The sequence below is a fragment of the Enterococcus montenegrensis genome (assembly GCF_029983095.1).
GTDB lineage: Bacteria > Bacillota > Bacilli > Lactobacillales > Enterococcaceae > Enterococcus_C > Enterococcus_C montenegrensis.
The window spans coordinates 1,406,290-1,427,002 of record NZ_CP120467.1 but is presented as its reverse complement, the minus strand read 5'-3'; the positions used below and the strand labels follow the sequence as shown (position 1 = coordinate 1,427,002).

Sequence of the window (20,713 nt, the reverse complement as noted above, 5' to 3'; positions counted from 1 at the left end):
AAAACTTTCTCATTTTTCTCATAAAAGTGAGACTTAAAAGTTTTTATTTTGACTAAGAGGAAAAATGGTTGACATAATAATTTTATGGTTATAAGTAACGTGAAATCAATTGAATTAAATCTTCTGGAAAAGTTTCTAGGTCACTAATATCTAAGAAGCGCTCACTACCGTAAATTGTTTTTATCGCTTCTTTATCATCTCCGATGGCTGCAGCCAAATAAATAATCCCTTGGCGTTCAAATTCAGTCATCACTGCTTGTATATCTTCTTTGGCTTTTGTCCCTGTATAATCAGGCAAAGCTTTTGGTTGACCGTCAGAAATATTGATTAATAACTTCGTAGTTGCATTTTCTTCTGCGAGTTTTTGACTTAATAGTCGCAAAGAAACACCATCACGATTGTTTTGCCGGGGCTTCATCGTCACAAGTTTTGCGCCAAGATACAAATAGTCATCAGAAAACTCCTTATAAGAATAAATAGAAGTTTTTTCACGGGAGGATAAATCTGCTGTATCCCCATAAATCATTAATGGGATATTCACTTTTTCAGCAAAACTAGCTACAGCTAAAGCTGCCAAGCGAGCGTTTTTGATCCGTTCATCTTTTAACATTGAACCTGATTCATCAATACGCAGTGCCAATGCTAATGATGGTTCTTCATGGGGCGGATTTTTTTTATCAAAAGTACGATAATCACCATAAGCCACCCGACTCGCATCAAAACGCGTGCCACTATATTTCCCTTTTCCGTAAACTTCACTTTGGTCGTTTTCTAAAATATCAGTTATCTTCTTGGTTAAACGGGTAACGATAGGCATCACTTCTTGCGTTAAATCTTGAGCTTTAGCGACATCTTCTTTGGTAAATTTGGGACGTTGGATAATTAGTCCCTCTTTTTCGTGGATTGTCCCTTTCATAGCAGAACGCGCTTTTTTGTTTAACTCTTTACGTAACTCTTTTTCAGCCTTCTCGTAAGTTTCAATATCAACATTTTGCTCTTTTGAGATTCCTTCGGTATTTTCTTTACCTGTTTCACTTGCACCATCATGGGCTTCTCGCTCGCCTTTTGTTTGCGGCTGTTCTGGTGAAGGTTTTTCTGTTGTCTTGTTTGAAGATTCTTCTAATTCTGCTTCATTATTTTTGGCATCCGTTGCATCTGTTGCATCTTTTACTTCATAGCTTTGTAAAACGGCTTCACTAGGGGCTTCTTTTGTGATGTTGCGCATATCAGCTTCTTGTGCAGAAATTTTACGCCCTCTTATCTCTTTTAGGGCATCACTGGCATCTGGTACAAGTACTTGGCGCAGTGATACTAGAAGTCTACTGTCGTCTAACGCTTGTTCCAATAATGTAATTTCATTTGGTTCAGTTGTTAGTTTGTAGATAACTTTAGGATAAAGACTTTTAAAAACGTCTTGTCCTTGTTTAAAAGTATTCACCCAATAAAAATATGAGCGCATCCCTGCTACACCTTTAATCGCATTGGTTTTCGCCGTTTCATCTAATAAGCGAATAATTTCAGCCATTTTTGTTAGTAGGGGTAAATTAGTGACTCCAGTTTTTGCTACAGCCCGCTCTACCATAACTGCAAATTCAGGTAAATCCATGCGTTCTGCATGTTGCATCCGATCCCGCAAGGATTCATTTAAGGGCCGATTGCCTTGATAATTGCGATTGGTTGTAATGACAATAACACAATCCAAATGGCGTTTTATAATCCCTGTAGGTAAATTTAGCATACCATTTGGCTCTAAAGCTGAATTTAAGGCTACTAAAACAGAAGCATCCCGGATCACTGTGGGTTCTTGTATTTCCAATAGGTAGCCCTTTTCCACAGCCCGAACAATTTCAGACGGATAAAATTTGTAATGGACAACTTCTTGTTCATTTGCATCCACACGACTAACAAGGGCAGCCAGACGCATTTTTGCAGCAGCTAAATCAATACTATAATGCTGCGCAATTAATTTTAGAACGGCATCTAGACTATCTGTTTGATAAATCGCTTCAAGCAATTCTCCATCTGTTTTGTCATCTGTTGCTACGACAGGAAGTAAGGCCCCAAAAACGTCTGATTTATCCATATCCGCAAAACAAGTTACTTTGGTATAAGGGAGTTGTAAATCATAGGATAAAGCCTTGGCGAGTTGAGTTTTTCCTGAACCCGCGTCTCCTTCTAACAAGACATTCATAATCTTCATTTCAGTATCGTCCCAGTTATTTTTGATCTCGCTGGCAATGCGTAATTCAATTTCACTGGTTTGATGACTTGTTGGTTTTTGCCAAATCATTTGTTTTTCTAAACGACTAAAAACGCGCTTATTGGTAACTGCATAAGGCATTGTCATAGTTTCACCTGCTTTATTTTAATATCCGGCTTCTTCTAATAAACGTTTTAAAATCCGAAACCGCTCGCCTAAAATTTCTCCATCTTTTTGCCATGTATCATGAAACAATTTAATATCCTCGTCAATCATGGGGTTATTGGTATCCACTTCAACAGTCATACGATTTCCTTGTACACCGACAATGTCGACAACCGGATTTTCTGGATCGTAAAATTTCGGGTAGCGATAAGCATCTTGAAAATAGATACTAGCTTGTGCGACTAAAATTGCTAAATCCAAAATACGATTAATGGGTAACTCTTCAGATTGACGAGACCATTTTTCGCCTGTATGGCGCCAAACCTTCCCGGAAATATCTACTTTCCCCCGATCATTCCATTGGGCTAAGCCCAAAGAAAGCCCTTTTGCGTCCGATTCAAACGCTTGCTTACCATCGGCATTATCATAATTTTCTACCACTAAAACAGGTTTATGCTTCAAATTTGTTGGAATTTCCATTGTAACCACTCCTCGTTATTGTGTGCAAAAAAATTGCAAGTTTTCATTTAGTAATTTACTAACATACTACTCTACTAAATTATAAAAAAGGATGGATAAATTGCCAATTATTTTGACTTATTATAATAAGTCTCCCTACTTCTAACAAAACCAAAGCAATTGCATTGCGTTCAATTTAAAATTTATAATGACTGACAGCTGATGAAAATAGTAACTGAACTTTAACGTGTTTCGCTCTTATAAAAAAAGAAGTTAAAACAAAAGTCATTTCTCCTTTTGTTCTAACTTCTTTATCTTGTAAATTTTTTATAAAGCTGAAATTGCAATTCCAATCGCTTTTTCACCTAAATGTGTTCCAATAACCGGACCAAAATATCCGATTTCAATATCTGCATGGGGATATTTTTCAGCTAATTTTTGTTTCTCTTCTTGGGCAACAGTCAAATTATTCGCGTGAATGACATATAACTTAACAGGACGATTAATCTCTTGATCTCGCTGACCAATCACTTCTTCTGCCCGATTAAAGGCTTTTTTACTAGAACGAATTTTTTCGAACAACTCAATCTTCCCGTCATTAAACGTTAAAATTGGTTTTATTTTTAGTAAACCGCCAATTAAAGCAGCACCATTGGTTAAACGCCCGCCACGAACGAGATTATTTAAATCATCAACGATTAAATAAGCATAAGTATTGTCACGAATGATATCCAAGTGGCTGATAATTTCAGTCAAAGAATTACCAGCATCTTTTAATTGTAAAGCACTTTCAACCATATGCCCCATAGGCATACTCGTAATCTTAGAATCATAAGGAATAACTTTGGCACCTTTAATTTCATCTTTAATTGTATTTAGAGTTGCTACAAATCCAGAAATACCACCAGATAAATGAATACTTAAAATCGTATCATAACCTTTTGTTACTAAATTTTCATAAAGCTCGATTACTTCCCCTAACGCAGGTTGTGACGTTGTGGGAAATTCTTTACTGCTATTTAACATGTCATAATACTCGTCAGCATGAATATCAATGCCTTCGTTGTAAATTTGGCCGTCAATAATAACAGGTACCGGAATAATATATAAATCTGGATGATTTTTGATGGTTTCAGGTAGAAATGCAGAACTATCTGTTACTACTGCTAATTTCATTTATAATCCTCGTTTCAAGAAAATTTCACTACTTCTACAAATATAGCATAAACTACGATTTAGGAAAATAGTTTCTGCCAGATTCCCTTTAAAAGAAACCAAACTGAGAAAAGAAAAAGTCAAAAAGGATTGGTTTGTGCTGCCCAATTCTCTTTGACTTAAAATTTTACTTAAAAAATGGCAAGTTATTTTGCTAAAAAGTTATTTATTGCTGTCCTATTAGCTTCCTTATCCACCACTAAGACACTACCAGCTTCAGCAGTATTCCCGTATTCCCACGTATCTTTGGCTGGCACAGTCAAACGATCAACACCACTAGCTCCTTTTAGGATACTAAAGCTATTTTTTACAAGAAAACTAGTCTTTAAATCTGTTCCAGTGTAACCTAAAACTTTACCAGCGGCATAAGGTAATTTAGCAATGGCCAAAGGATTTTTCATCTGACTAAAAATAGCATTCATTACTTGTTGCTGACGTCTTACCCGACCAAAGTCACCTTCTTCGTCCATCCGGAAACGTGCATATTGCAAAAGGTGTAAACCATCCATGTTTTGTTGTCCTTTTTGAATTGGCACTTCTAAGTTTGTACTCATATTTTTTTCAGCATTAATGGCTACGCCACCTGGAAATAGAGTATCAATGACTTTTTCAAATGATTTAAAATCAACAACAGCATAATATTTACATTCCAATCCAAAATTTTGCGCTAATGTTTGACGAACCAAATCAGCTCCCCCATACGCATAAGAAGCATTAATTTTATTTTGTCCAACACCTGGAATATCAACTAATGTATCCCGCATAAATGAAATCAATTTGGGTTTTTTACTTGGTCCATCTAGTTGTAACACCATAATAGTGTCCGCCCGCGCAGTCTCCCCTTTACGGCTATCACTACCTAACAGCAAAATATTATTGGCCTCATCAGCTGAGGTAAAACCATTAAATGCTTCTGTTTCTTGTTTGGGAATTTCTTTATCAGAAGAGGCGGACATTTTTCCCATTGCAAAAGCGACCCCACTATAAACGAGTAAAAAAAGCAAAAGCCCAATGATAAAGCGGATTACGGGATGTTTTTTCTTTGATTTCTTTATTTTTTTGGGCTTAACTTGACGAGGTTCTTTTTTATTTCCAGTTTCATTGTAGCTATTGTTACCATTATTGCCTGTATTTATCCCCGTATAATTTTGATTTGTTTTTTCTTATTTTTTTAATACCAAAGCTTGGCAATGACTTTTTACTTCTATTTTTACGATCAGCTTCAGCCATTGGCGGCTCTTCTTGGTGGGCATCATTTTGCTGATAGTCTGTTTTTTTGACACTATCACCATCTTTTATTTGTTTACGAGCAAATAAACTTTCTTTTTTATTGGTTTCTTCGTGTATTTCTTTATAGCGATCCATGCGACTCATGTAGGCTACCTCCAAAAGTAAATCATTTCTCTACAAGTTTACCCTAACTGGGTCACAAAAAAAGATGCTATGAAAAAACTTAAGCATTTCATAGCATTTCTTTCAATTATGTTAGTTGTGAGCAAATTTGACAGGGTATGTCCCCAAACAAGTAACTTCACCGCCTAGAAGTTCAATCTCCTCCAACGCATTTTCGATTAATTGCTGCGGGCAATTGAGTAACAGGTCGACTACAAAAAAATATTCTCCTAGACTCGTTTTAAGTGGTCGCGATTCAATTTTACTTAAATCAATTTGGCGCCAGCCAAATGCCGCTAACATCTGATGCAGTGCACCCGCATGATTTGCTGGTAAGGTTAAAATTAAGGACATTTTTTCTGCTGTACCAAAATTAAAGGTTTGATTGGTACCCACAAGCCAAAAACGGGTTTGATTGAAATCGTTGTCTTGAATATCAGAACTAATAACCTTCAAATCATAAAACGTTGCTGCTTCATAAGAGGCAATTGCAGCGACTGCTTCACCACTATGCGTGACAACGTAATCGCAAGCAGCAGTCGTGGAAGCTGTTGGAATTAATTCTGCCGCTGGATAATTAGTCGCTAGAAATTTTTGTGATTGTGCTAGAGCTTGCGGATGAGAATAAATCTTTTTGAAATCCCCTTTTGTTAAGGCTAACAGCTGTTGTTTGATTGGTAAAATTACTTCGGATAAGACCTGTAATCTAGGATTTTGAGATAACGTATCAATCGTAGCATGAACCGTTCCTTCTAAAGAATTCTCGATTGGAACAATTGCAAAGTCTATTTCTTCTTTAAGAGCTGCTTGTAAACAGGCTGGAATAGAAGCATAGGCAATTAAGCTTTCTTTTGCAAATTGCTTTCGTGCCGCTTGATGAGAAAATGAGCTTTCGGGACCCAAATAACCTATTTTCATGCCATTGCCAGCCTTTCCATAATTTCTTCAACTATCTCTTCAGGCGATCGCTCTGTGGTCTCAACGACAATCGCGGCGCTGTCTTCATAATGAGTAAGGCGCCCATTTAATAAAGAAATAATCTCTCCCTGACTTTTTTCTGTTGCAAGGGGACGAATATTTTTCGTGTCATTTTTAATCCGTGTCACTAGCGTTTGTGGTTCAGTTTTTAAATAAATAACTTTTGGCTGTGCTTTTAAAAGACTGCGGTTTAACGCACTGACCACAATACCACCTCCAGTGGCAATAATTGCTTTAGTTCTTAGATTGTCTTTCAAAACATTTGATTCAACTTGACGAAAAGCAGCTTCACCAAATTGGTCAAAATAGTCATTAATCGGCATTTTTATTTTTTCAGTAATTAAATCATCTAAATCAATCATTGGCCAATTTAACTTTTGGGCCAATAAGCTGCCTACAGTTGATTTACCTGCGCCCATAAAGCCAATTAGTAAGATACTATTCATTTTTTTCACCTACTATATTTTTAACATCGTCAAAAAATCCAGGGTAAGAAATATTAATCGCCTCAGGTTGATCCAATTGTGTTTTGCCGGTGGCAATTAAAGCAGCAATTTGTAACATCATCCCAATGCGGTGATCGCCGCGACTGGATACATGAGCGCCTTTTAATGGTGTGGGGCCATTGATTATTAAGCCATCTGCTGTCGGAGTAATATCTGCCCCCATCTTCTGTAATTCTTCTGCTGTAGCATCAATTCGATTCGTTTCTTTCACCTTAAGTTCTTGGGCATCTTTAATAATTGTTTGACCGTGAGCTTGTGTTGCCAGCAGAGCAATCACGGGCAGTTCATCAATTAAACGAGGAATGATTTCACCGGCGATAATCGTGGCAGTCAATGTCGATGTTGTCATTTTTAAATCCGCTGCTTGATTTTTCTCGTCATAATTTTCTATTTCTAAGCGGGCGCCCATTTGTGTCAAAACATCCACAATTCCGGTCCGCGTTGGATTCATTCCAACATTTTTTAGTATCAATTGACTCCCGGATGTAATCGCTCCAGCAACCAAGAAAAAGGCAGCCGAAGAAATATCTCCTGGAATAACCACATTTTGTCCAGTCAAAGTTTGCGGTCCACTTACGGTTATTTCTTTTTTATTTGCGGTGATTTTACCGCCGAATTGACGGATCATCTCTTCGGTATGATTACGGGAAATTTCCTTTTCAACAATGGTGGAAGTTCCCTTAGCTTGCAGTGCTGCAAAAAGAATAGCCGATTTTACTTGGGCGCTTGCAACTGGCATTTGGTAGTGAATGGGCTGTAAGTTGTTTGTTCCATTAATTGTAATTGGCGGAAACTCACTGCCATTATCCCCCAATAGTGTTGCTCCCATCTGGCGCAAAGGAGCCATTACCCGTTCCATTGGCCGTCTATTTAAAGAAGCATCGCCAAACAAAGTGGTAGAGAAATCTTGACCAGCTAAAATTCCCATCATTAGACGAATAGTAGTGCCAGAGTTACCAACATCAATTGCTTTATCACAAGCCTTTAGACCATTGAATCCAACGCCTGTCACCGTAATTGTCTTTCCATCATCGAAGATTGGAACGCCCAATTTTTTAAAAGCCTTTAGCGTACTTAAACAATCTTGGGCCCGCAAAAAATTTTTAATGGTCGTTTGGCCCGTCGCCAGAGCACCAAACATAATACTACGATGAGAAATTGACTTATCAGACGGTACCGTAATGCTTCCTTGCAAACCTTTTTGTGCTTGTAATAAATCCATAATGCTCTCCTTTTAGTTGCTTATTTAATTCGCGCGGGATAATTGGTATTTTGCAAAATACAGGCTTTCGCACGCATTAAATCCTGTTCATTGCGAAAACTGATTTGCAAAATACCGTGAATATCTTCTCTAGTTTCCTGAATTTTCAGATTAATTAAATTGATTTGATTATGCCCCAATAGACCCGTTACCTCTGCAATTACGCCGGGCGCATCCGGAACATCGACAAACAAATCGTAAAAGGCAGGAATCGCACCATTTTTATGAACTGGCAGGCGGTCTCTGTTATCTTTAGCCTGATTAAAAAAAGTAAAAATTGCACCCTCATCCTCAGTTACTAGCCAATTTTGAACTTTTTTCATTTCTTCGGTCCAACTTTCCAACTGCTGTAAAATCGCATTCTTATTACTTAACAGTATTTCTGTCCACATTATCGGATCAGAAGATGCAATTCGCGTGATATCCCGAAAGCCCCCGGCGGCTAATTGTTTGGCGCGAGGATGTTCTTGATTAAAGATGTCCCCTTGCGTGACTAACCCTGCTGCAATGATGTGTGGCAAATGACTTAGCATAGCTGTAATTTGGTCATGTTCTTTTGGCGCTAGTTCTACAAATTTTGCCCGAGTTCCCCGTAATAGTTCTTCTAATAAGCGCAGTTTACTTTGCGGTGCGTTTTGATTTGTAAAAATATAGTAGGCATTTTCAAATAAATTGACGTCCGCTGCTGTTACGCCAGACTTATGTGAACCGGCCATGGGGTGTCCGCCAATAAAAGTAAATGGTAAATTTGTAGCAGCTACCATTATTTGACCTTTTGTACTGGCGACATCGGTTACGATTACATCTTTTTTTAGCTGCAATTGGGCTAATTCTTCTAAATAGTCAATGGTTTTAAAAACTGGTACTGCTAAGATAATAATATCAGCTTCTTTGGCACCTGCTGCAAAGTCAGTTGCTAAAGCGGAAACAATACCTTTTTTAAGGGCAATTGCACCTGTTTTTTCGTGCCAATCAAACCCAATAATTTTTACGTTTAAATGTTCTTTTTTTATGGCTAAAGCAAGAGATGAGCCAATTAGTCCCAAGCCTACAATAAAAACTTTTTGCTCCATCTAAAAGACCTCCTAAAAGTTTTTAAGGTATTGGCGATACTGGGCCACAGCTGTTTTCAATTCTTCAAAAGAATCGCTGGAAAATTTGTCTAAAATTTCATTTGCTAAGACAGTCGCAACCACATTTTCACAAACGACACTTGCAGCAGGAACAGCTGTACTGTCTGAACGCTCCACACTCGCTTTGTAGGGTTCTTTTGTCTGGATATCGACGCTCATTAAAGGTTTATACAAAGTCGGAATGGGCTTCATCACACCTTTTACGATGATCGTTTCACCGTTGGTCATTCCACCTTCAAAGCCACCTAAGTGATTGGTTGTCCGGCGGTAACCAGTTTCTTGTGACCAAATAATTTCATCCATTACTTTAGAACCTGGTAAATTCGCCGACTCAAAACCAACACCAAATTCTACGCCTTTAAAAGCATTGATTCCGACAATCGCTTGGGCCAGTTTGGCATCTAATTTGGTATCCCATTGGACATAGCTACCAAGACCAGCGGGAACATTTCCCACTAAAACCTCAACAACACCACCAATTGTATCACCATTTTTTTTCGTCTGATCAATTAACTGTTTCATTTTTTCTTCAACAGCTACATCCACTACGCGAACATCAGATTCCTCAGAGCGCTTCTTTACTTCTGCAATGCTAATTTCTGCAGGAATGCTCGCTTTAATGCCACCTAGAACTGTAACATGGCCGGCCACCTCAATTGCTAATTCTTTTAATAGTTTTTTTGCCACGGCTCCAACAGCCACCCGCATTGTTGTTTCTCTAGCTGAAGAACGTTCTAAAACATTACGCAAATCATCGTGATGGTACTTCATGCCACCAACTAAATCCGCATGACCCGGCCGTGGGTGTGTGACTTGGCGGAGCTTTTGATCTTTTTTAGCTACTTCTTCTGCAGCCATAACAGTTTGCCAATTTTTCCAGTCACGATTTTTTACGACTAAAGTAATTGGTGAGCCTAATGTTTTACCATGGCGCACACCAGAAGTAATGCGAACCTGATCTTTTTCGATTTTCATGCGACCACCACGACCATAGCCACCTTGACGCCGTGCTAATTCCACATCAATATCTGCTGCTAAAAGTGGCAGTCCTGCTGGTATACCTTCAATAATGGCAGTCAATTCCGGTCCATGAGATTCTCCTGCTGTTAAATAGCGCATCATAACGCCTCCTTTAAGTAATCTTTCATTTCAGTTAAGGGAACTTCAACAATTTTTGCTTCCCCAATTTCTTTTAGTAAAATCAATTTTAAATTAGTTCCACGAGCCTTTTTGTCATGTGTAATTGCACTATACAGCGCTTGTTCATCCCAAGTTGGTAGACGGGTAGGTAAATGAAATTTTGTAATCATCTCTTTTAGTTGTGCGGTACTTCCCACTGGAGATAACCCTTTTGCCTCAGCAACACTGTTAATTTTCACCATACCTAAAGCAACGCCTTCGCCATGGCTAATAACGCCATAACCGGCAGTATTTTCTATTGCGTGGCCGATTGTATGCCCAAAATTTAAAATGAGTCGCATTCCGTTATCAAATTCATCTTCTTGCACCACTTGACGCTTTACTTCAAGTGCTGACGTGATAACAACTTCTGCCTGATTTAATAAATCTGCTTCATCTTTTAACGCTTTTAATTTCTCCCATAAAATTAAATCAGCAATCGCTGCCGATTTAATAATTTCTGCAATTCCCTCACGCACACGGCGTATTTCGAGAGTCTTTAAAACAGCTGGATCGATTAAAACCCCTGTTGGCTGACTAAAAGTTCCAACTAAATTTTTTGCTTTTTGCGTATTGACGCCTGTTTTACCACCGATACTTGAATCAACTTGCGCTAATAAGGTCGTGGGAATCTGCAAAAAATGAATGCCCCGCATATATGTCGAAGCAACAAAACCGGCTAAATCACCAATTACACCACCGCCTAAAGCAATAATCCCATCACTACGGGTAAATCCTGCTTCGGCTAAAAAGTCGTACAATTGTGCAGCTTGCGTTAAAGATTTACTTGCTTCTCCGGCCGGAACTACGGCTAAATAGGGTGAAAAACCTACACGAGTTAATTGCTTCATAACCGTTTGACTATATACAGGCGCGACATTACTATCGGTAATAATTGCTATTTTTTGTGGTGTCCATAAAGAAGCAACCCAAGTTCCCAACTGTTCCAATGCACCACGCTTTATTATGATTTCATAGGAATGTTCCTTTAAATCAACCCACATAACTAGCCCTCGATTTCTTTAATTTTTTCCATCGCAGCATTTAAAATAGTAACTTCTTGCATCATCTTCATGTAGTTTTCTTCATTTAATGATTGTTGTCCATCAGACCAAGCGTTCTTTGGATCAGGATGAATTTCAACGATCATGCCATCAGCTCCTGCTGCCACACCTGCTCTAGCCATTGGTGTAACCAGATCCCAGACACCAGTACCATGGCTTGGATCGACGATAATTGGAAAGTGGCTTAGTTTTTTAATCAAAGGAACAGCAGACAAGTCAAAAGTGTTCCGGGTGGCAGTTTCGTAAGTGCGAATTCCGCGCTCAATAAAAATTACAGGAGATTTATCTTGAACCGCAATGTATTCTGCCGCATTTAACCATTCATCAATTGTTCCTGCGATACCGCGTTTTAAGCCGATTGGTTTGCCAGTTTTACCGACAGCTTGCAATAATTTGTAGTTTTGCATATTACGCGCGCCAATTTGTAAAATGTCGCTGTATTCAGCCACCATCTCAATATGGCCTTCATCCATGACTTCAGTGATAACTTTCATGTCAAATTCATCGGCCGCTTGGCGAATATATTTTAGCCCTTCTTCTTCTAAACCTTGAAAAGCATAAGGTGAAGTTCGGGGTTTAAAAGCGCCGCCTCGTAAAATTTGTGCACCGCCAGCTTTCGCAATTTTGGCACATTCTCGAATTTGCTCTAAGCCTTCAATGGAACAAGGTCCAGCCATTGTTACAAAACTTCCATCACCAATTTTAACACCATCTACATCAACAACAGTATCTCCTGGGTGGAATTCCCGAGAGGTTAATTTGTAGGTGTTGGAAATTTTTAGTGTCTTTTCGACACCTTCGTAAGTATTAAAAGGCACATCTTGCATCCCTCTAACATCGCCTTTTAATCCAATTACAATATGTTCAGTTCCTTGATCGATATTTACATCAAGTCCTTCTTTTTTAATTCGTTTAACAACTAATTCTACTTGTTCTTTCGTGGCACCTTGCTTCATAATTACAATCATTTTATCTGCTCCTTTTAACTGTTTTCTACTAGTGGTTTAACAATTTCTAACGGCATTTTTTTACCGGTCCATAATTCAAATGCATAGGCACCTTGATACAGTAACATACCTAAGCCATTAGCTGTTTTTAAGCCTTTTTCTTTTGCAATTTGTAATAATTTTGTTTCCCTTGGATTATAAATGACGTCATAGACGGCTAAATTTTCGTGAAAGGCACTAAAATCAGAAAGTGCAGTCTGATCTTCATTTGGTTTCATGCCGACAGCAGTAGCATTTACTAATAAATGACTGTGGTAAATCGCAGTATTTACTGCTTTTGTATCTGCCAAATCACGTAAAGTAATCGTACATTGTGTTTTTTGCGCTATTGTCTCTAACTTTGCCTGACTTGTCGCAAAAAAATCATCCTGGCGATTAAAAACATTAATTTTTTTGACCCCATCTAAGGCAGCTTGTACACAAATGGCTGTCGCTGCCCCACCTGCACCAATAATGGTCATTTCTTTTTTGATAATGTCCACATTGATATCTGCTAGGCTACGCATAAAACCATTTCCATCGGTATTGTGTCCTACTAGCCCATTACCTGAAGGAACAATTGTATTAACTGCACCAATTAATTTGGCTGCCTCACTTAATTCATCCAAATAAGGAATGACGGCCATTTTATAGGGCATTGAAACATTTGCACCAATCATATTCAGTGCCGTAATACTTTTGATTACAGCGGCTAATTGTGGCTTTTCAACCTCAAAAGACAAATAAACTGCATCAATATTATTGGCTTTAAAAGCGGTGTTGTGCATTAATGGTGAAATGCTATGCTTTGCTGGTTTAGCAATAAGACCTGCCAAACGGGTATAACCAGTTATTTCCATTTTTTTTCACTCCTTAAATTTTTAAAGCCTATGGGTACAAAAAAAGTGCCCACCTAAGATACAACAATCTACAGTGAACACCTGACACGAAAAATACATTTTTCGATGGTATAAAAATAGCCACTATAGATTCTTGATCTACGTGGCTTTAAAGTCATTCCAAAATCCCCTAGCCATCATAGATACAAACTGCTTTGGTTTGTATCCATGTTTTCATGAATACAAACTATCTAAAATAGCTAAAGTAATAATTATTCAGTTGTGGTTTGCTTTTTTGTAACATAAAAAAGTCCTCCGAACTGATTAAGATGGTGTTAAGTATAGATTGATTTTTTAGGTCTGTCAACTAGTTTTTGTAAGAACTATTGTTTCTTTCATCAATTTTTACAAATCTTCTTCGAAAAAGAGCAGTAAATCAGTCAATGTAAGTTGCGCTTTTTCTGCTTGATTTAAATCTTTTGCTATTTCTCCTTTTTTCAAAAGTAACAAGCGATTCCCATATTTTAAAGCATCTTCCATTTGATGGGTAATCATCATACACGTTAAATGATTTTCTGTCACCAAATCATTAGTCAGTGCCATAATATTTTTTGATGTTTTCGGATCAAGTGCTGCGGTATGTTCATCTAATAATAAAAGTTCTGGTCTTTCAATGGTGGCCATCAATAAGCTTAAAGCCTGTCTTTGTCCACCAGATAAATGGCCCGTAGGCGTATCAAGCTGTTCTTCTAAGCCATTACCTACCTTGGCGCAAAGTAGTTTGAAATCTTCTTTGCGTTCGTTTAAATTTCTGGGACGCAGGCGCCGTTTTTGTCCTCTGCGCTCGGCTAAAAGTAAATTTTCTGCTACTGTCATCCGCGGGGCTGTGCCCATTTTAGGATCTTGAAAGACCCGTCCCAAATATTTTGCTCGTTTTTCTTCACCAAAATTAGTAACATTTTCACCATCTAAAAAAACTTGGCCACTCGTTAAAGGCAGTGTTCCAGTAACCGTATTAAATAACGTACTTTTTCCTGCCCCATTGCCACCAACGATTGTGACAAAATCACCAGGATTTAAAGTTAAACTGACATGGTTTAAAATCGTCCGCTCGTCAGCGACACCATTTTTAATTTTTTTAACAGCATTTTTTATCGTTAATACGCTCACAGGCTATGCCTCCTTTTCCAATCCAGTTTTTAAATTCAATTTTTCTTTCAGGGTTGGAATCATTAAACAAATCGCTAAGATTGTAGAAGAGAAAATTTTCAAATACGTTGTATCAAAGCCTAGATAAATAATTAAGGTGATAATTGCTTGATAAATAATACTGCCCACTACCACTGCAATCAGCCGTTCAGCAAAGGCTAATTCACCAAATAATACTTCTCCAATTATAATTGAAGCCAGACCGATAACGATTACCCCAGTCCCCTTTGAAACATCAGCATACCCGTCATTTTGCGAAATAAGTGCTCCGGATAATGCAATTACGCCATTAGAAATTGTTAACCCTAAAATCTTCATGCGATCGGTTTTAATCCCTAATGAGCGGGCCATTACTTCATTATCGCCAGTAGCAATATAGGCTTGGCCTAAGTCAGTATTAATGAAAAAAAGGACTGAAATTATTGTAATAATAACCGCAAGTAAGCCTAAAATGACGATGTCAAAATAATTAGGTAGGTTTAAATTAGTAAAAAAAGTTTGAATCCTAGGAAAATTACTTAACCCTTTGTTGGGACTTTGCATGACAAATAAAATAACTGAATTCAACCCTGCCATAACTAAAATCCCAGCTAAAATCACCGGTATTTTCCCTTTGGTAAATAAAATTCCGGTAACAAAGCCAGCTGCCATCCCAGCTAAAACACCTAATAACGTTGCCAAGATAGGATGAATTCCACTGGTAATTGCAGTCACGCACACAGCGCCACCTAAAGGGAACGTTCCCTCTGTTGTCATATCAGGAAAATTTAAAATACGATAAGTTAAATAAATCCCAATTCCCAGCAAGGACCATAACAGTCCTTGCCCAATTGTTGAAACAATCATTTTATTAGTTATCTCCTTTAGCTGTTTGTACTAGTTTTGCAGTATCTTTTAAATCTGCAGGTAAAGTCAGATTAAATTTTGCCAATTGCTCTTCATTAATAATAGTATCACCTTTAGTGAAGGTGTACACGGCTGTATCTTGTGGTTTTGATTTGCCCGCTAGAATTGCCGCTGCCATTTCCCCTGTTTTAACACCTAACTCTTTTTGATTAATTCCAATTGTCGCTAATCCACCTTGTTCTACCATCGTATCTACTGACGGAAAAACGGGAATATTGTTTTTATCAGCTTCTTGCGTCACTGTCTCCATGGCGTTGGCGACGGTATTGTCATTAGGAATAAAGATAAAATCAACAGACTGTGACAATACTTGTACAGCTTGTGCGACTTCATTTGTTGAAGTTACAGCTTTACGTTCGACAGTTAAGCCAAGTTTTTTAGCAGCCGTTTCTGCTTGACCTGTTTGAAATTTTGAATTCATTTCAGAAGAAGAGTACAAAAGACCTACTTTTTTGCCTGCTGGTAAAAGCTTATGGGCTAATTCAATAATTGAAGCAACTGGCGGCTGATCAGAAACGCCGGTAATATTTCCCCCTGGTTTTTCGTTACTTTCCACTAAACCTGCCCCTTTAGGATCAGTAACCGCGCCTAATACGATAGGAATGGTTGTTGTAGCGTTTGCTAAAGCTTGTGCGGCAGGTGTTGCAATCCCAATTAAAACATCTGCTTGATCACTAACTAGCTGTTTGCTCATGGTATCTAATTTACTTTGATCAGCTTGGCCATTTTGAAAATTAATTTTCAAATTTTTACCTTCCTCATAGCCGGCTTCTTTCAAACCTTCTTTCACGCCCTCATAAATTTGATCTAAAGCTGGATGGCTCACAAATTGTAAAACACCGACAGTAAGGACTTTTTCTTTATCATTTACCGTTTGTTCTTTGTTATCCTTTGAATTATGAAGTAATTGAAAACCTAAAAATCCAACTAAGATAATTCCCAATGCAATCACTGTGTACATTAACCCTTTGTTTTTCATCATTATTTCCTCCTAAGATATGTTTTGAGATGAAAAAAAGCAATTTCCTCTACCCGCGGAAATTGCTTTTGTAAACAAAATCCGCATAGAGATTGTCTCTATGCGGAATCATCTCAATATTACCAGCATAGATACAAGTTTTAGAGTTCTCTAAAAAGTTGTATCTATGGAAAAATCCATCAATACAACTATCTACGCCAAAATTGCCATGCAAATAAATTTCCTTTGGTTGTAGTAAATAGTTTCATGATGGCTCACCTCGTTTTGTTTTTGTTGTAGTTAAGAATACCGTAGAATTTTTCAAGCGTCAATACTAATTTTAATTTTTCAGAAAATTTAGTAAAATCAATCATCCAAGTCTTTAATATTCCACATCGGCAGTCGATTTAATTCTGGAATAAATTCTTCGTCGTAATTTGTCAGCTCACTTACTTCAAAGCGGTTTTTTTCCACCCCTTTTTCAAAGAAGATAAAGGTTACTTTACTAGGGTTAACTTTGTATTTTTGAGCTAGATTTTGTGTGTCATACACTAAAGGATAATAATAAAAAGTCCGGTTTAACTCTTCTTTCTTTTCACCATTTAACGTATTCAACACGTGGTTTAATTCTTGCCCATATGGTGGTGCAAACATAACAGAAATTGCGTTAGCCGACTTTATTTCCTGGTCTTCACTTCCGTAGTCAAAGGACTTGATTTTATTACTTTTAATAGTAGGATGAATTAATTCTACATATTCAGATTGTCGAATGTGGGCGACAGCCACCACCATAGTTGCAGAAAAAAGTGTGACACCAATCAATAGACCTAAGACTGTTAAAAGTGCTTTACGTTGATTTTCTTCGGCCCAACTGGCAAAATCTTGCCATATTTGTTTAAAACCAGCTTTTACGCTGACAAAAAAATTTTGAATGATCTTCATTGTCTGGCTCCTAATAAATTAATAAGAAAAATCGAGTAATCTTTATGAAATATATGCATTTTATAACAGATAGCACCACAAAAGCAGCTTTTTAAGTAGGGTTGTTCGTTTTCTTGTGAAATCCATTCACTGCTTATAAGTTCTAATTAAGTATACGCTAGCCGGATTTCTACCATGACAAGAAACACAGTAAGAAATGTAAGCTCCCATTTATGACCTTAGTAAAATGTGCATTTAGACTGTAACGTGTTTTATCGCTATCTTTATAGTAGCAATCATTGTTTGGAATCGTCAAGATAGTTGGCAATTCTTTAAATATTCGCTATCATAAGAACAAGAGTTAAAATAACTTTAGGAGGACCACCAGTGGAAGATCTTGGTCATACTATTATGCACCTGGCAATGCCTTTATTTGATATCATTATCGTCTTTCTTAATTTTTTATCTATTTTAGTATTGGTGTGGGGTGTGATTATCGCAGGCTATGATTTCATTAAATCAGAGTGTTCCCACGCCAATCATGTTGAGGCGGCGCGTCACAATAATTTTATCCGTAACTTTCTGGGTAGTTATGTCTTGTTGAGCCTGGAGATATTAATTGCTGCCGATATTATTGAGTCAATTATTAATCCTACTTCAGCTGATATTTTGCGCCTTGCAGCAGTCGTTGTTATTCGAACGGTAATCTCTTATTTCTTGCACCGTGAAATCCAAGATGCTTTGGATAACGAAGAAACGATGGAAAAGCTTAACAAAAATAAATAAATGACACCCTTTAATTTTCAACAACGATGAAAAGCCAGATTCGATCACAAAGAATCTGGCTTTTATCTGCTATAATGTAGTTATTCTGTCATGAAAGAAGGTTACACAATGTCTTTTGATGGTGTTTTTACCCATTTAATTACCAATGAATTAACTGACTTATTAGTTGGTGGACGCATTTCTAAAATTCACCAACCTTATCAAAATGAAATTATTTTGGTTATTCGCTCCCAAGGAAAAAACCATAAATTACTACTATCTGCGCACCCGAGTTACGCCCGGGTACAATTAACCGATATCGCCTATCAAAATCCTGAAACACCACCTAATTTTGTTATGATGTTACGAAAATACTTAGACGGCGCAATTTTAACAGGCATTTCGCAGATTGAAAATGATCGCGTGATCCATTTTACCTTCAATAAACGAGATGAATTGGGGGATTTGCAAAATATTGTTTTAGTAGTGGAATTAATGGGTCGCCACAGTACCATTTTATTGTTAAACGAAGCAAACGGCAAAATTTTAGATGCGATAAAACATATTGGTAGCAGTCAGAATACTTATCGTTCCATTTTACCTGGTGCCATTTATGTCGCACCACCTAAACAAGCACTGCTAAATCCTTTTACGGTTACAGACGTTACGCTTTTTGATGCACTCTCGCAATTACCCAAAATTACAGCTAAGGCGCTCCAACAGACATTCCAAGGGCTAGGTTTTGATACAGCACAAGAACTAGCCTTTCGTCTAAACAAAAATGAAAATAAAAAAGTACTGACTTGGCGTGCATTTTTTGAAAGTCTCAATCCTGGACGCCCTACTTTAACTGTTACACAAAAAAAAGAATTTTTTACACCAATTGCTTTTCAATCTTTAGCTAAAACAACGGTTAGTGCTACGACATATCCAAATTTCAATATCTTGTTAGATGCTTTTTATGGCGATAAAGCTGAACGCGATCGGGTCAAACAACAAGGGGGACAACTGCTTAAAAAAGTAGAAAATGAGTTGGCCCGCAATCAGACCAAGTTGAAAAAACGACAACAAACGCTAAAAGAATCTGAAAACGCTGAGGAATATCGGCAAAAAGGTGAACTTTTAACGACATTTTTGCATGAAGTACCAAAAGGTGGAAAAAAAGTCGTTTTAGCAAATTACTACGATGAAGATCGACCACTAGAAATTAAGTTAAATCCAGCCCTATCCCCTAGTCAAAATGCGCAAAAATATTTTCACCGTTATCAAAAATTGAAAAATGCAGTGAAATTAATTTATCAACAAATCGATGAAGCAAAAGCAGAAATTGCCTATTTGGAATCTGTTTTCGCTCAAATCGAAATTGCCGGACCAATGGATTTGGATCTAATTAGTGAAGAATTAATTGCACAAGGTTATTTGAAAAAAAACTCAAAACGTAAAAAAGTAGCATCAAAATCTAAACCTGACGAATATACAGCAAGTGATGGTACCACTATTTTAGTTGGGAAAAACAATTTGCAAAATGATCAACTAACTTTAAAAACCGCCCGTAAGACTGACTACTGGCTCCATACCAAAGATATACCTGGCTCTCATGTAATCATCAAAAGCAGCCAGCCGACTGATGCAACCATTTTAGAAGCCGCAGAATTAGCTGCCTACTTTTCTAAATATCGTCATTCCGCTCAGGTTCCAGTCGATCTAGTTCAAGTCAAATACATTAAAAAACCAAATGGCGCAAAACCCGGGTATGTCATTTACGAAAATCAAAAAACTTATTACGTTACTCCAGAAGCAGATATTACTACTCGACTAAAAAAACAATAAAAAAATGAACGAAGCCCCTTTATTTTCAAGTAGTGGCTTCGTTCATTTTCTATTCACAAAAATAGATTTTTCGGTCTTTTTTATCTTGTAAGGGTCGATTATTACCTTTTAAGATTTCTTCTTGAAATTGGGATAAAAAAACGCGGGATATTTGATGTCGCTCTTTAAAGACAAACCAGTTAATCGGGCCTTTTGTCGGTGGGGTAGTCAGAGAACCAACATAATGAAAATAGCGTTGTTCTTTTGGTAAAAACAACTCGGGATTGAAAATTTCAATATGCTCTTTTAAATCCCAACGTTGCGCTTTTTTTAGTGGACCTTCTGGCAAAATTCCCGGTATGATGTCACACAATACGCCTACAACTAAATTTGTCCCATCTTTTCTCATGTGTACCAAATGTATCTCTAGTGGCGCTTGTTGGTTATCTAAAATATGCTCACTAGGTAAATGATAATGAATATCCGTTAAACCATACTTTTCCCCTGCAAAGACAACATAGCTCTGACAATCAAACGGAACAAAATGAATGGTATTTTTAAATTCTTTTTCGGTAAACTTCTCAATTTGATAAGAAAAAGTCAGACGCTGTTTTGCACTTCCTGCTAGAGTTTTGATCGTTTCAATGGCAATTGGTGATTGGTAAGGAAACTGCGCCCCTTCTTTATACCACTCACACAAGGTATGCCAATATTTTGGACCATTTTCTCCTGTATAACTCCAAGGAACATCTAAATTTCGTTTCACTT

Annotated in this window: 18 protein-coding genes and 1 pseudogene; 2 read left to right on the top strand and 17 right to left on the bottom strand. The window is 37.5% G+C overall.

The window, feature by feature from the left end; translation table 11 throughout:
- Positions 1-88: 88 nt before the first annotated feature.
- The 16 genes and pseudogenes from P3T75_RS06930 to P3T75_RS06850 form a co-directional block, all read right to left on the bottom strand.
- Positions 89-2,347 (bottom strand): AAA family ATPase, encoded by a 2,259-nt coding sequence (locus P3T75_RS06930; protein WP_282461184.1) that lies wholly within the window; start codon positions 2,345-2,347, stop codon positions 89-91.
- An 18-nt stretch (positions 2,348-2,365) separates the two neighbouring features.
- Positions 2,366-2,845 (bottom strand): DUF6530 family protein, encoded by a 480-nt coding sequence (locus tag P3T75_RS06925; RefSeq protein ID WP_206902830.1) that lies wholly within the window; start codon positions 2,843-2,845, stop codon positions 2,366-2,368.
- A 306-nt stretch (positions 2,846-3,151) separates the two neighbouring features.
- Positions 3,152-4,000: a DegV family protein gene (locus P3T75_RS06920; protein WP_282461183.1), complete on the bottom strand. Its 849-nt coding sequence runs from the start codon at positions 3,998-4,000 to the stop codon at positions 3,152-3,154.
- 185 nt (positions 4,001-4,185) lie between these two features.
- Positions 4,186-5,413: pseudogene (locus P3T75_RS06915) on the bottom strand (LCP family protein).
- A gap of 111 nt (positions 5,414-5,524) precedes the next feature.
- Positions 5,525-6,349, bottom strand: coding sequence for a prephenate dehydratase (gene pheA / locus P3T75_RS06905; RefSeq protein ID WP_282461181.1), 825 nt, complete (start codon positions 6,347-6,349; stop codon positions 5,525-5,527).
- A complete protein-coding gene (locus P3T75_RS06900; protein ID WP_282461180.1) occupies positions 6,346-6,855 on the bottom strand; it encodes a shikimate kinase in 510 nt (169 codons plus the stop codon). Before P3T75_RS06900 ends, pheA begins: the two co-directional genes overlap by 4 nt.
- A complete protein-coding gene (gene aroA, locus P3T75_RS06895; protein ID WP_282461179.1) occupies positions 6,848-8,137 on the bottom strand; it encodes a 3-phosphoshikimate 1-carboxyvinyltransferase in 1,290 nt (429 codons plus the stop codon). Before aroA ends, P3T75_RS06900 begins: the two co-directional genes overlap by 8 nt.
- Before the next feature lie 20 nt (positions 8,138-8,157).
- Positions 8,158-9,249, bottom strand: coding sequence for a prephenate dehydrogenase (locus P3T75_RS06890; RefSeq protein ID WP_282461178.1), 1,092 nt, complete (start codon positions 9,247-9,249; stop codon positions 8,158-8,160).
- A 12-nt stretch (positions 9,250-9,261) separates the two neighbouring features.
- On the bottom strand, positions 9,262-10,428 hold the full coding sequence (gene aroC / locus P3T75_RS06885; RefSeq protein ID WP_282462579.1) for a chorismate synthase: 1,167 nt from the start codon (positions 10,426-10,428) through the stop codon (positions 9,262-9,264).
- Positions 10,428-11,492: a 3-dehydroquinate synthase gene (gene aroB / locus P3T75_RS06880; RefSeq protein ID WP_282461177.1), complete on the bottom strand. Its 1,065-nt coding sequence runs from the start codon at positions 11,490-11,492 to the stop codon at positions 10,428-10,430. The genes aroC and aroB overlap by 1 nt, the downstream gene beginning before the upstream one ends.
- A gap of 2 nt (positions 11,493-11,494) precedes the next feature.
- The gene (gene aroF, locus P3T75_RS06875) at positions 11,495-12,520 is read right to left on the bottom strand and encodes a 3-deoxy-7-phosphoheptulonate synthase (protein ID WP_282462547.1); all 1,026 of its coding nucleotides are present in this window, start codon (positions 12,518-12,520) and stop codon (positions 11,495-11,497) included.
- Between the two features lie 14 nt (positions 12,521-12,534).
- Positions 12,535-13,398, bottom strand: a complete 864-nt coding sequence (gene aroE, locus P3T75_RS06870) for a shikimate dehydrogenase (RefSeq protein ID WP_206902820.1) — start codon at positions 13,396-13,398, stop codon at positions 12,535-12,537.
- 384 nt (positions 13,399-13,782) lie between these two features.
- Positions 13,783-14,547: an ABC transporter ATP-binding protein gene (locus P3T75_RS06865; protein WP_282462546.1), complete on the bottom strand. Its 765-nt coding sequence runs from the start codon at positions 14,545-14,547 to the stop codon at positions 13,783-13,785.
- 3 nt (positions 14,548-14,550) lie between these two features.
- Entirely contained in the window at positions 14,551-15,432 is an 882-nt protein-coding gene (locus P3T75_RS06860; RefSeq protein WP_282462545.1) for an ABC transporter permease, read from the bottom strand.
- Between the two features lie 4 nt (positions 15,433-15,436).
- The gene (gene trpX, locus P3T75_RS06855) at positions 15,437-16,471 is read right to left on the bottom strand and encodes a tryptophan ABC transporter substrate-binding protein (RefSeq protein WP_282462578.1); all 1,035 of its coding nucleotides are present in this window, start codon (positions 16,469-16,471) and stop codon (positions 15,437-15,439) included.
- Positions 16,472-16,816: 345 nt separating this feature from the next.
- The gene (locus P3T75_RS06850) at positions 16,817-17,392 is read right to left on the bottom strand and encodes a hypothetical protein (RefSeq protein WP_282462544.1); all 576 of its coding nucleotides are present in this window, start codon (positions 17,390-17,392) and stop codon (positions 16,817-16,819) included.
- Positions 17,393-17,758: 366 nt separating this feature from the next.
- Between P3T75_RS06850 and P3T75_RS06845 the strand changes: the two genes are divergently transcribed.
- Positions 17,759-18,157, top strand: coding sequence for a DUF1622 domain-containing protein (locus P3T75_RS06845; RefSeq protein ID WP_206902815.1), 399 nt, complete (start codon positions 17,759-17,761; stop codon positions 18,155-18,157).
- Between the two features lie 108 nt (positions 18,158-18,265).
- Positions 18,266-19,966 carry a fibronectin-binding protein EfbA gene (gene efbA, locus P3T75_RS06840; RefSeq protein ID WP_282462543.1) on the top strand — a complete coding sequence of 567 codons (1,701 nt, stop codon included), beginning with the start codon at positions 18,266-18,268 and terminating at the stop codon, positions 19,964-19,966.
- 49 nt (positions 19,967-20,015) lie between these two features.
- On the opposite strand, the gene P3T75_RS06835 is transcribed toward efbA, so the two are convergent.
- Positions 20,016-20,711, bottom strand: coding sequence for a carbonic anhydrase family protein (locus tag P3T75_RS06835; protein ID WP_282462542.1), 696 nt, complete (start codon positions 20,709-20,711; stop codon positions 20,016-20,018).
- Positions 20,712-20,713 lie beyond the last annotated feature (2 nt).

Excerpts from the sequence above, each read along its gene's own strand:
- P3T75_RS06930 (WP_282461184.1), bottom strand. The coding sequence starts at position 2,347 with ATGACAATGCCTTATGCAGTTACCAATAAGCGCGTTTTTAGTCGTTTA.
- P3T75_RS06925 (WP_206902830.1), bottom strand. The coding sequence starts at position 2,845 with ATGGAAATTCCAACAAATTTGAAGCATAAACCTGTTTTAGTGGTAGAA.
- P3T75_RS06920 (WP_282461183.1), bottom strand. The coding sequence starts at position 4,000 with ATGAAATTAGCAGTAGTAACAGATAGTTCTGCATTTCTACCTGAAACC.
- pheA (WP_282461181.1), bottom strand. The coding sequence starts at position 6,349 with ATGAAAATAGGTTATTTGGGTCCCGAAAGCTCATTTTCTCATCAAGCG.
- P3T75_RS06900 (WP_282461180.1), bottom strand. The coding sequence starts at position 6,855 with ATGAATAGTATCTTACTAATTGGCTTTATGGGCGCAGGTAAATCAACT.
- aroA (WP_282461179.1), bottom strand. The coding sequence starts at position 8,137 with ATGGATTTATTACAAGCACAAAAAGGTTTGCAAGGAAGCATTACGGTA.
- P3T75_RS06890 (WP_282461178.1), bottom strand. The coding sequence starts at position 9,249 with ATGGAGCAAAAAGTTTTTATTGTAGGCTTGGGACTAATTGGCTCATCT.
- aroC (WP_282462579.1), bottom strand. The coding sequence starts at position 10,428 with ATGCGCTATTTAACAGCAGGAGAATCTCATGGACCGGAATTGACTGCC.
- aroB (WP_282461177.1), bottom strand. The coding sequence starts at position 11,492 with ATGTGGGTTGATTTAAAGGAACATTCCTATGAAATCATAATAAAGCGT.
- aroF (WP_282462547.1), bottom strand. The coding sequence starts at position 12,520 with ATGATTGTAATTATGAAGCAAGGTGCCACGAAAGAACAAGTAGAATTA.
- aroE (WP_206902820.1), bottom strand. The coding sequence starts at position 13,398 with ATGGAAATAACTGGTTATACCCGTTTGGCAGGTCTTATTGCTAAACCA.
- P3T75_RS06860 (WP_282462545.1), bottom strand. The coding sequence starts at position 15,432 with ATGATTGTTTCAACAATTGGGCAAGGACTGTTATGGTCCTTGCTGGGA.
- trpX (WP_282462578.1), bottom strand. The coding sequence starts at position 16,471 with ATGAAAAACAAAGGGTTAATGTACACAGTGATTGCATTGGGAATTATC.
- P3T75_RS06850 (WP_282462544.1), bottom strand. The coding sequence starts at position 17,392 with ATGAAGATCATTCAAAATTTTTTTGTCAGCGTAAAAGCTGGTTTTAAA.
- efbA (WP_282462543.1), top strand. The coding sequence starts at position 18,266 with ATGTCTTTTGATGGTGTTTTTACCCATTTAATTACCAATGAATTAACT.